Below are 12224 nucleotides of genomic sequence, written 5' to 3' on the forward strand. Positions count from 1 at the left end.
GTCCCGGCAAACAAACAACAAGTTATTAAATAACTATCTTTAAAAAAAAGAACCTGTATAGCGTATACAGGATTAACAGAATCTTGTATAGTTAGAATAGGATTTACTCACAAATCTGTATAGCTATTTCCGGACGGGTCAGGGGGTTAACAGGGTTAACACAATTTAGGGTTGGTATTCGTGTATGTAATTAATAATCAAATAGTTGATTATTAATTGCCCGAAAAACATGTTAACCCCCTTTTTGTACAAATATTATCGGCTAAATTTCAATTCATAGGTAACATAACACTAAGGTTGGTCAATTTGATTTGTGATATAGCCTCGTTTTTGATGGGAGTTTTATAGACTAAAGAAGTGCAGCATCTTACCGGGTAGTTTAACTCAGGCTTCCGGGGTTTAACGGCAGATCTTCCGGCGGATTGGCACTTTCGGGGAACTCTTCTGTATCTTCAACTGATTGAGCATTCCGGATCAATTTTGCCAATGTTTCCTGTTCTTTGTTATTCAAACCGCTGCCTTCATAACGCCAGTGTTTTCCGGAAAAATGAAGTTTCCCCAGGTAATCGGGGTTTTGTTCGTCGGGCAAGTCATCCGCCTGCCCCTCGTTTTCTGCGGGCTCGGTAAATAAATGGCTTTCATCACCAAATGCATCCTTATAGATCTTAAAAATACCGGTCTCGTGGAGATGCGCGGGAGCATCTTTTTTAAGTACCGGTTCTATGATCACGTAGCGTTTGCTGCCGTCCGTTTGTGGGAGGCTGGTTTGTACAGGGTTCGTCATGCTATGCTCCTTTTTTACTTTGTAAACTGTTCATCAGCTGTTCATAAAGATCATCATTTTTGGAAACTTTTGGTTTGAGTTTCTTGATGGTTGGGCGTTTGCCTTTGGCTTTGGCCTCGATCAGTTTCAATAACTCTGTATGATACTCGTCTTTGTATTTCGAAAGATCAAGCGGCTCGGCATATTGATTGATCAATGCCAGGCCCATGTCCAGTTCTTTTTTAGATATAGTCACCTTATCGTCGAGCTTTAACTCATCCTGGTCCCTGATCTGCTGCTCGAAGCGGATCCGTGTCACGACGATCGCTTTTTCCACCGGGTGTACAATACACAGGTTTTCAGTATTGCGTAATACAAAGCGTGCAAGACCGGCCTTGCCTGATTTTTTCAAAGCTTCCAGCAGCAGGGCGTACGCTTTATTATTTTTCGTTTCCGGCTCGGTATAATAAGAGGTTTCGTAAAGCATAGGGTTTACCGAAGCAATGTCGACGAAGTTTTCAATCTCGATCACTTTGTTTTTTTCAGGGGCGGCTGCCTGGAAATCTGCTTCTTCCACGATCACATAATCATCATCATATTTATAGCCTTTTACTATTTTGTCGTATGGTACTTCTTTTTTTGTATTTTCATTCACCCGCTGAAATTTGATGTGGGCATGGTCACGGCTGTCCAGCATATCAAGATCAAGGGAAGAAGTTTGTACAGCAGAGTACAATTTGACGGGGATGCTGACCAGGCCAAACCCGATGGAACCTTTCCAGATGCTTCTCATAACTCTAATTTGGTGATATGGTTAGTGGTGCCATGTGGATGATGCATCTCGATCTCATCGGCAAGGAGGTGAAGTATTTCTTCGTCAATCTTACCCGGGTTTTGACATACATACAGGAATTGCTGATCGTCAGGTTCAAAACTTGCAACATATACACCGTTTTCAAATACCCTGAACTTGCATTTTTCATCATGATGATGGGCATATTCGCCTACCTCAAAATAATGCACCTCCTTGTTTTTACTGATTGTGATCGGGTAATTTTCCATAGCTGACCTTCTGTTTGTTACAACTGTTTGGATGCCGAATTGTTTAGACAGATATTGCAGGTATTTGTGTGAGTTAAGTTTATCGTTGTAAAATCAGATATCAATCACAGGTGGCGCTTAAAACCAACCCAATGCTATTTTTGTTTTAAAGTGATCACAGCCACTTCCGGCCACATCCCGATCCGCCCCTTGAGCCCTAAAAAGCCAAAGCCCCGGTTAACGTATAAGAAGCGCCCCGCATTGTGATAAAGCCCGGCCCATTGCTTATAAACATATTTAATGGGGCTCCATTTAAATCCGAATAGTTCTATGCCGAACTGCATGCCATGGGTATGCCCCGAAAGCGTTAGGTGGATGTGCTGATGATGATCAAGCGTTACACCTTCCCAGTGCGAGGGATCATGCGACATCAGTACTTTAAAGGCCTGGTCAGGTACATCAGCGGTTGCTTTATTGAGGTCGCCGTATTGGTGAAAGCCACCCTTTCCCCAATTTTCTACTCCTAATAAGGTAATGGATTGGCCGTCTTTTTTTAATGTGATGGCTTCATCCAGCAATAGCCGGAACCCTATTTCTGTATGTACCTGTTTCAGCCGGGCCAGGTTAGTTTGCTTGGCTTCCGGCGTTTCCCAACGGATGTAGTCGCCGTAATCATGATTGCCGAGCACCGAGAATTTCCCCATTGGTGCCTGCAAACCGGCAAAAGCGGGGATCCATTGGTCCATTTCAGATGCCGTATTATTAACCAGGTCGCCGGTAAATAAAATGACGTCGCTGCCCTGAGCATTAACCAGGTCTAAGCCCTTTTTAACGCCCGCAGCATTAGTAAAGCTGCCCGAATGAACATCGGTGATCTGCGTGATGGTAAATCCGTCAAAAGCGGCGGGCAGGTCGGGGAACTGTAGCGTTTCCCGCCTTACCCGGTAAAAGTGCCGTCCAAGCGTAATGCCGAACAGCACGATCAGGAATAGCGGGGCGGCTATAGCCATCGTCAGTTCGCTTACCCAAAAAGCCCTCGGCGGAAATCCTCTAAACAAACGGGTCATATCCTCAATTAATAAAACCGGCAGAGAAAATAAACGGGGAACAAAGGTGAGCAGCATCAGTCCCATCAACCAGGTGATGAGCGTTTGTTGCACACGTGAACCGCGCCGTATAAAAATTACTGCAACTATGCTTCCTATCAGCAATAGGTCAATAAGCCAATAGCACTGTAAAATGATGCATGAATTGGTGAGCGTTTTTAACGCCTGAAAAAAATAAAGATCGCTAACCAGCCAAAGCAGTACGATCAGGGGGAGTCTTTTTGCCATTTATATAAGTTGATACAAATGCGTATCTCTATAAGCAGACGATTGGGTTGTGTAAAGATTTTAAGACAATGAAAATTTTTAAATGGTACACTGAAATTGTCTGCCCCGGTTATGGTGATCCCGTAACCAGAGGGTTAAATAGGACAAATGTGCAATTGCCGTACGGAAAGGGCCATTACATCGAAATATACCACTATTCAATCGATTGTTTCGGGGTTTACCGGGCCTGCCGGACAAAAGTGTTATTAATTGTTAAAATGACACATTGGTGTTAACATAATCCTCATATTAAGAAATAATTCCTTAATATTGAAAATTGAATACCCCGTTTTAATTGTTAATGAGTGTTTATAGGTCGCACACCGATACAGAATTAATAGCTAAGCTGAAACAAAACGATGTTGACGCTTTTACCGAAATACACTCCCGGTATTACGCTGTCCTCTATAGGCATGCCCTGCAAAGGCTGGAGGATGACGCCGAGGTTCAGGATATATTACAGGAACTTTTTTCCTATTTGTGGGATAACAGGGACACCATTCAATTTACCGTTAGTTTATCTGGATACCTTTACACGGCTGTACGAAACCGGGTTATCAACGTTTACAAACGCAATAAGCAGAAGTATGATTACTTTGATTCCCTTCAAGCGTTTATAGATAACAGTACTACCGAAGCCGATCACAATATCAGGCTAAAGCAACTCTCAGAGCTTATTGAAACTGAGGTTGAAAAATTACCTGCTCAAATGCGTTTGGTTTTTGAGATGAGCCGCAAACAATACCTCTCGCATCAGCAAATTGCCAACGAGCTTGATATCAGTGTACTTACGGTACGTAAGCAGGTTCAAAACTCCCTTAAAATACTAAAGGTGAAACTCAGCACCTACTTTTTTTCAATTTTTTTATAATTCTTCTACTCCATAGGTTCTTCCCGGTTGTCATTAGCGTAATCAAAAGGAATAAACCCTGCTTATGGATAAAAATTACCCTGAAGATTTATTAAGGCGATATGACGAAGGCAACGTTTCTGAAGAGGAAAAAGCCATTGTTGAATCATGGTACCTGTCATACCGGTCCGGTAATCCATCGCCTGAAATTGACGATGAGCTACTGAAGCATCATCAGCAGCAAAGTATCGCCGGTTTAACCGAACATGCCCATAGCGGCAACAAAGTGCGTAAACTTTATGGGAGGCGGTTCATACTTGCTGCCGCATCCGTAACTATTGCCCTTGCAATAGGCGTTTATCAGTTTACCGGCCACAATAAGGTAAAACAAAATACCACGGCTTCTCAAACTCCGGCCGCCGATCTGATGCCGGGCAGTAATAAAGTAACACTTACATTATCAAATGGCAATAAGGTTGTGCTTTCCGGCGCAAAAAACGGACTGGTTGCCAGTGATGCCGGTATTGCTATTAATAAAACAGCCGATGGCAGTGTTGCTTATGCATCGAAACAAGGAGGGCAGCAGTCCGCCGAACCTTTGTTTAATACCGCTGCCACACCACGGGGCGGGCAGTATCAATTCACTTTATCCGATGGTACTAAGGTATGGTTAAATGCAGCCACCACTTTTAAATTCCCGGTACAGTTTGAAGGTAACGAAAGAAGGGTAGAGCTTACCGGCGAAGCCTATTTTGAAGTCGCTCATGACAGGAGTAAACCCTTTAGGGTAGTTTCGAACGGGCAGGTAGTGGAGGTTTTAGGTACCCACTTCAACGTCAATTCCTACGCAGATGAGCAGGTAATGAGCACAACGCTTTTAGAAGGAAGTGTGAAAGTATCTCATAACGGCAGCAGCAAAGTGATCAAACCCGGCGAACAGGCCAGCTTGAATGCAGATAAGCTTGACGTAGTAAAAGTGAACACCGACCAGGCGATAGCCTGGAAAAACGGCCTTTTCTATTTTCACGATGCCAGCATTTATGAAGTTATGCGGCAGTTTAGCCGTTGGTATGATGTTGATGTGAAGTTTGAGGGCAACGTTCCTGATCGGGAATTTTCGGGCGGGATCTCGCGCAATGTCAAGGCTTCGCAGATACTTGATCTTTTAAGCTTTAAAAAAGTTAAATACCGGATACAAGGTAAAACTATAATTATTACCCCCTGAATATAGCATTCAGATATTTTAATCAATAAACTAAAACATAGAGAAAAAATGAACAGAAAACTACATCACCTGCCTTAGCGGCACATTTTAAAGGCTGTTAATTTAAAAAACGTACCCCGACGGCAATCAGGGTACGAGTATTTGAGTTAACCCCTTCCGTTTCCGGAAATACGAATAATTGAACCTAATCGTGTATTAACCCAAACTAATCAAAAGTATGAATTATAATGCTTTTTCTATTGCCATGTCTAAAAAATGGCTGCCCAAAAAATTCCTCCTGGTTATGAAACTGACCACCATTTTTTTAATAGCAGGCCTGCTTCAGTGTAGCGCCAAAGCTTTCAGTCAAAAAATCAATCTTAACGAAACCAATACTTCGTTGGTGAACGTTCTTGACAATATTAGCAAGCAAAGCGGATACGTGTTTTTTTACGATTCTAAAGATGTAAAAAACAAAACAGTTACAGTTAAGCTTAATGAGGCTTCGCTGTCCGAGACGCTTGAAAAATGCCTCAATAATCTTTCTTTAAGTTATAAGGTACTTGATAAAACTATCATACTTCAGGAAAAAACTAACAATGAACCTGTACAAGTGGTACAGGCTGCGGTTACTATTACCGGGCATGTTACTGATGATAAGAACCTCCCGCTGCCGGGTGTTACCGTTAAGGTAAAAGGCGGCACGGCAGTAGCCATTACTGATGCAGATGGAAAGTTCAAAATAGAAGTGCCGAATGGTAATGCTGTGCTGGTATTTTCATTTATAGGCTTTGCTACAGCCGAATTGCCGGCAACATCAGGATCGCCGATGAGTGTGAAATTGATGCCGGATTTGGGCAAGCTTAACGAAGTTGTTGTGGTTGGATACGGAACGCAGAAAAAGGTAAACCTTACAGGTTCGGTAACGTCTGTAAGCGGAAACGACCTTAACTGGAAACCGGTAGGCCAGGTATCAACTGCATTGCAGGGTATGGCATCGGGCGTTACAGTTACGCAAAGCCAGGGTCAGCCGGGAAGCGATCAGGGTACCATAAGGATCAGGGGTATAGGTACACTGAACAACAGCAATCCACTGGTTTTGGTTGATGGTGTTCAAACCGATATTAATAATGTTGATGCCAATGACATTGCTTCCGTTTCGGTATTAAAAGATGCGGCGGCTTCATCAATTTATGGTGTAAGGGCTGCAAATGGTGTGGTTTTGATCACTACCAAAAGAGGTGCAAGCGGTAAAACAGCGGTTACCTATTCGGATTACTTTGGATGGCAGAACCCAACCCGCATCTCTAAATTTGTAGGTGCACAGGAGTTTATGCGCCTGGCAAACCTGATGTACACTAACTCAGGTTCAGGAGCAGTTTATTCTGACGCCCAGATTGCTGAATATAACAATCCAAACCGCGATCAGAATTTATATCCGGATAACTACTGGCTTCAAAAGATCCTTACAGGCAGCGGTTTCCAGCAGGAACACAGTCTGTCGGTATCGGGCGGCGGTGAAAAAAATACCTACCGTTTCTCTACCAACTACTTTAACCAGGACGGCTTGATCAAAAATATGAATTATGACAGGCTTACTGTAAGGCTGAATACGGATACCAAGATCACCAAACGCCTTGATTTCAGTGCAGATATATCAGCCAATATATCCAAACAACAGGAACCACAAGGTGTTGCTGGCTCGGCATGGTACCAATTTGGCCAGGCAGCTATAGCCAACCCTTTAAGTGTTGACAAATACACGGATGGCACCTGGGCTACGCTACGCGGCGGACAAAATCCTTTGAGGCTTCAGGATGAAGGCGGTCTTTATGATTATAAAAAGAACCTGTTTATCGGCAACTTCAAACTGAACTACCAGGTTATCGATGGCTTAACCCTTACCGGTACTGCATCTGATAACTATCAGAGCTCATACAACAGTTTGCACAATAAAGCATTTGACTATATTCAGTATGATACAAAAAACACGCTGACCGTAGGCCAGAATGATATCACTAAAGAATATACAGGCTATTGGTTTCAGAATTACCAGGGCTTGATCAATTACAAGAAAACATTAGGCAAACATAACTTTAGCTTTTTAGCAGGTGCATCAAGGTTGAGCGAAACCTATGATTACCTTACAGCTTTCAGAAAAGATATCCCTGACGGCGACCTGTCTGAGATCAATGCAGGTTCGGCCAGCACTTCTACCAATAGCGGCACTTCTACCGAATACCTGTTGGTATCTTATTTCGGAAGATTAAATTACTCATTCGACGACAAGTACCTGTTTGAGGCAAACATCCGCAGGGATGGATCGTCACGTTTTCCTAAAGGATCAAACTACGGTTGGTTCCCGTCATTCTCTGCAGGTTGGAACCTTGCCAAAGAAGAGTTCATGAAGGATTTTTCCGGTATCCAGGATTTGAAAATAAGGGGTTCTTGGGGTAAGTTAGGTAACGATAACCCGCTTTCAACAACAAGCGCAGTGGTTAACTACCCATATCAGTCAACCTTTAGCTACAACAATAGCTATCCTTTTGGCGGTACGCTGAATACAGCAGCCAGCCAAAGTGTTTATGTAAATAATGGCCTTACCTGGGAAACCACCAAGATGGCCGATATCGGTTTTGACTTAGGTGTTTTGGATAACAAGCTGACCTTTACTTTTGACTACTATAACAAAACTACCGATAACATCTTATACGCTCTTCCTATTCCATCAACAGTAGGTTTTACTGCCTCTTACCAAAATGCGGGCAGCATGAACAATAAGGGTTATGAGTTTAGTGTAAATTATAAAGGCACTATCGGTTCTGATTTTAAATATTCGGTAGGTGGCAATATCTCTGATGTGAAAAATAAGATCACCGACCTAAAGGGTACTGATTATTTGACAACAGATAATAACAATAACACTTTTGGCTATATAACAGGAAAACCGATTGGCTCTTACTACGGTTACCAGGTTGAGGGGATCTTTCAGTCGACTGCCCAGGTAGCTTCACATGCAACCCAAACCGCGGGTACTTCGGCCGGTGATTTGATCTATAAAGATCAGAACGGCGATGGTGTTATTGATTCAAAAGACCGCGTTTATTTAGGTAGCAACATCCCGCGTTATACTTACGCTTTCAACTTAGGCGCAAGCTATAAAGGCTTCGACTTTTCGACCTTGTTGCAAGGCGTTGGTAAAGTTGATGTAAGTACTTTAGTAATGCAAAGGGCACCAACAAGCACTGATGGTAACTTCAAAGCCATCCAGGAAGATAGCTGGACACCTACAAATACCGACGCCGCTTATCCAAGGTTAACTACTTCAACTCAAAATTACCAGGCCTCTTCATTCTGGATCAAAAGCGGATCATATTTAAGGGTTAAAAGTATGCAGTTAGGTTACAGCCTTAAACCGGCGCTCATCAGCAAGCTGGGCTTATCAAAACTAAGGTTATATGTCTCAGGACAAAATATATTCACCTTCAGTAACCTGCCAAGCGATATCGACCCTGAATCGCCAAATGATAACCGCTACTATCCGCAGGTTAAAACCTACACCTTTGGTATAAACGCAAATTTTTAAAGGAACAGAAATGAAAAAGATTCAACATATAATATTAATGCTGGTTGTTGTAGCTGTGGCGTTTTCGGCCTGTAAAAAAGACCTGCTTGATAAACAACCATTAGATGCTTCATCCGGTACAACATACTGGAAAACTGAAACCAATGCCGTACAGGCGGTGAACAATATATACCGTTATCTTGGCGATTTTACCGACAGAATCTTCCTGTCATGCGGTACAGACGACAGTTATTCATGGAGTAACTGGCCCGATGATATACAATACGCAGGCAACGGAACCGGTACTGCAAGTAACGGGGTGTTTAGCCACTACTGGTCAAACTTTTATACCATGATCGGCGCAGCCAATAACGTACTTGATAACATCAATAAAGTAACCGGCATGAGCGACGATATGCGTAAGCGTCTCATTGGTGAATCGCGCTTTTTAAGGGCCTACGCTTATCAGCAATTGATTGGTATGTATGGCGATGTTCCATTGGTTACTCACGTACAGGCAATCAGCGAATTTGATGTGGCACGTACGCCTAAAGCTTCGGTAGCCAAATTTATAGTTGCCGAACTGGATACCGTTGCCGGTTACCTGCCGCTTACTTATGCCGCTGCCGATCAGGGCCGGATAACCCGTGGCGCCGCTTTAGCTTTAAAAGCCAGGGTATTGCTTTATAATGCGCAATACACAGAAGCTGCTGTCGCTGCAAAAGCAGTGATGGATTTAAGCCAGTACAGCATAGACGGCGATTACCTGAGCTTATTTAATGGTACCAATAAAAATAGTCCTGAGATAATCCTTGCCGGACAGTACATTGCCAATACCTATGCCAACGGAACTGCAACCTGGGTTGGCGGGCCTACAGTAGGCGGATGGTCGCAGGTGGTGCCGCTGCAAAAACTGGTTGATGATTATGAATGTACAGATGGTAACACCATTGATAATTCACCATTGTACAATGCTGCAAAACCATTTGATAACCGCGATCCAAGGCTTAAATTGACTGTTGTTGTTCCGGGTTCGGTAGTTAATGGTAATACTATTGATATCACCAACACAAATTCAATTGATGCTTTGGGAAAAAACAATGCTTCATTTAGCGGTTACTACTATAAAAAATACATCCCGACGGTAATATCCGGAAGTTATGATGCCAATTCATCAAACGATATTGTTTTGATAAGATATGCCGAAGTATTACTGAATTATGCGGAAGCTATGATAGAGGCAGGCACAATAGATCAGTCGGTTTATGATGCCATTAACAAAGTAAGGCAAAGGGCAGGCGTTAATATGCCTGCATTAACAGCTGCAAAGGCCGCAACACAAGCGCAGTTACGGGCAGCGGTAAGGCGTGAAAGACACGTTGAATTTCCGATGGAGGATAACCGCCTGTTTGATATCCGCAGGTGGAAAACAGCCGAAACTGTAATGCCCGGCAATGCCTACGGTATCCTTAATTATTTTAATTCGTCAAGGGCCGATTATGGGCAGCATATCCTTGTTGAAAAAAGGCAGTTTAATGCAAACCGTGATTATCTGTGGCCTATCCCTCAAAATGAGGTCGATCTGAACAAACAGCTGGTACAAAATCCGGGCTGGTAAATAAAAAATTGAACGGGAAGGGCTATATTGCTCTTCCCGTTTAAGTATACTGATTAATTTATATTGCACTCATAATGAAAAAGATCCTCCTGTTCGTTCTTGTAATTTTAACATCCGGTATTGCCGGTGCGCAGCAAAAACATGTATTCTCATTAGGTAAAAGTGATTTTTTGCTTGATGGTAAACCCTTTCAGATCATTAGCGGTGAGATGCACCCCGCCCGGATACCTAAAATGTATTGGAGGCAGCGCATCCAGATGGCTAAGGCCATGGGATGCAACACGATAGCCGCTTACGTTTTCTGGAATTATCATGAGCAGCAAAAAGGTGTATTTGATTTTAAAACAGAAAACAGGAACATAGCCGAATTTATAAGCATGTGTAAGGAAGAGGGGATGTGGGTACTGCTTCGTCCCGGTCCCTATGTTTGTGCCGAATGGGATTTTGGCGGTTTGCCTCCGTACCTGTTAACCATACCGGATATTAAACTGCGGTGTATGGATCCGCGTTACATGGCCGAAGTTACAAGATACGTAAATGTATTATCTGGGCAGGTACGTGACCTGCAATGCACCAATGGTGGCCCTATACTCATGGTTCAAGTTGAAAATGAATACGGAAGCTACGCTAATGACCGTGAATATATAGCTAAACTAAAGAACCTTTGGGTGGAAAATGGTATTAATGTGCCTTTTTATACTGCTGATGGCCCAACCGCGTTTATGCTGGAAGCCGGCGGCGTGGATGGCGCAGCGATAGGGCTGGACAGCGGTTCAAGTGATGCCGATTTTGATCAGGCAACAAAACAAAATCCAGATGTACCATCGTTCAGCAGCGAAAGTTATCCGGGTTGGTTAACCCATTGGAAAGAGAAATGGCAAAAGCCGGGCAATGACGGCATATTAAAAGAAGTTACTTACCTGCTTGAGCATAAAAAATCATTCAATTTATACGTGATCCATGGCGGTACTAACTTTGGGTTTAATGCCGGGGCCAATGCCTTTAGCCCTGTACAGTTTCAGCCGGATGTTACCAGTTATGATTATGATGCCCCGGTTAACGAGCGCGGTGAAGCCACATCAAAATACTATGCCTTACGTAACCTCATTGCCAAATATGTAAAGTATAAAATTCCAAACGTTCCAAAGCCAACATCGGTAACGGAAGTTGCTGCTTTTGATGTGAGGCCCGTTAATACGATCTGGAACGAATTGCCTGCAGCTGTTAAATCGGCTCAGCCCGTACCAATGGAGGCCCTTGGACAGTACAGCGGCTTTATTTTATACCGGACAAAACTAATAGGCCGCAAAAGCGGAACCCTTACCATTACAGAACCGCATGATTATGCCCTGGTACTGCTGAATGGCAAACTGGTGGATACAGTTTACCGTGATGGCGGCAAATGGACGGTTAAATTACCAGCTTCGGATGTGAAAGACCCACAGCTTGATATCCTGGTTGAGAACATGGGGCATATCAATTTTGCACAGTATATGATAGATCGTAAAGGCATAACCGATAGGGTTACGTTAGAGGGTATGACGCTTACCAACTGGGAAATTTATAAACTGCCCATGGACGATCAGTTCATAACCTCGCTTAAATCTATAGATGTGAAAGATTTTCATGACGGCACATTTTTTAAAGGGAAATTTGATTTGAAGACGGTAGCAGATACCTATCTCGATTTGAGCAACTTCAAAAAAGGTGTGATTTGGGTTAACGGTCATAACCTTGGTCGTTACTGGAATGTAGGTCCGCAGTTTCATTTATATTGCCCTGCTAACTGGCTTCAAAAAGGAGAGAACAA

General features: G+C 43.1%; 9 protein-coding genes. 5 read left to right on the plus strand and 4 right to left on the minus strand.

What is annotated here, in order from left to right; translation table 11 throughout:
- Window positions 1-379: 379 nt before the first annotated feature.
- From VF500_RS07715 to VF500_RS07730, 4 genes are all read right to left on the minus strand, one after another.
- Window positions 380-784 (minus strand): hypothetical protein, encoded by a 405-nt coding sequence (locus VF500_RS07715; RefSeq protein ID WP_330859119.1) that lies wholly within the window; start codon window positions 782-784, stop codon window positions 380-382.
- 1 nt (window position 785) lies between these two features.
- On the minus strand, window positions 786-1556 hold the full coding sequence (locus VF500_RS07720; protein WP_330859120.1) for a Ku protein: 771 nt from the start codon (window positions 1554-1556) through the stop codon (window positions 786-788).
- Entirely contained in the window at window positions 1553-1825 is a 273-nt protein-coding gene (locus VF500_RS07725) for a hypothetical protein (RefSeq protein WP_330859121.1), read from the minus strand. Before VF500_RS07725 ends, VF500_RS07720 begins: the two co-directional genes overlap by 4 nt.
- A 134-nt stretch (window positions 1826-1959) precedes the next feature.
- The gene (locus VF500_RS07730) at window positions 1960-3138 is read right to left on the minus strand and encodes a metallophosphoesterase (protein WP_330859122.1); all 1179 of its coding nucleotides are present in this window, start codon (window positions 3136-3138) and stop codon (window positions 1960-1962) included.
- Window positions 3139-3478: 340 nt separating this feature from the next.
- Between VF500_RS07730 and VF500_RS07735 the strand changes: the two genes are divergently transcribed.
- From VF500_RS07735 to VF500_RS07755, 5 genes are all read left to right on the plus strand, one after another.
- Window positions 3479-4048, plus strand: coding sequence for an RNA polymerase sigma-70 factor (locus VF500_RS07735; protein ID WP_330859123.1), 570 nt, complete (start codon window positions 3479-3481; stop codon window positions 4046-4048).
- Window positions 4049-4112: 64 nt separating this feature from the next.
- A complete protein-coding gene (locus VF500_RS07740; protein WP_330859124.1) occupies window positions 4113-5252 on the plus strand; it encodes a FecR family protein in 1140 nt (379 codons plus the stop codon).
- 217 nt (window positions 5253-5469) lie between these two features.
- Window positions 5470-8817, plus strand: a complete 3348-nt coding sequence (locus VF500_RS07745) for a TonB-dependent receptor (protein WP_330859125.1) — start codon at window positions 5470-5472, stop codon at window positions 8815-8817.
- A gap of 10 nt (window positions 8818-8827) precedes the next feature.
- Window positions 8828-10414 (plus strand): RagB/SusD family nutrient uptake outer membrane protein, encoded by a 1587-nt coding sequence (locus VF500_RS07750; protein ID WP_330859126.1) that lies wholly within the window; start codon window positions 8828-8830, stop codon window positions 10412-10414.
- 74 nt (window positions 10415-10488) lie between these two features.
- On the plus strand, window positions 10489-12224 hold a 1736-nt coding region (locus VF500_RS07755; RefSeq protein ID WP_330859127.1), incomplete at its 3' end, for a beta-galactosidase family protein.

The sequence above is a fragment of the Mucilaginibacter sp. genome, from assembly GCF_036383575.1.
Taxonomy (GTDB): Bacteria; Bacteroidota; Bacteroidia; order Sphingobacteriales; family Sphingobacteriaceae; genus Mucilaginibacter.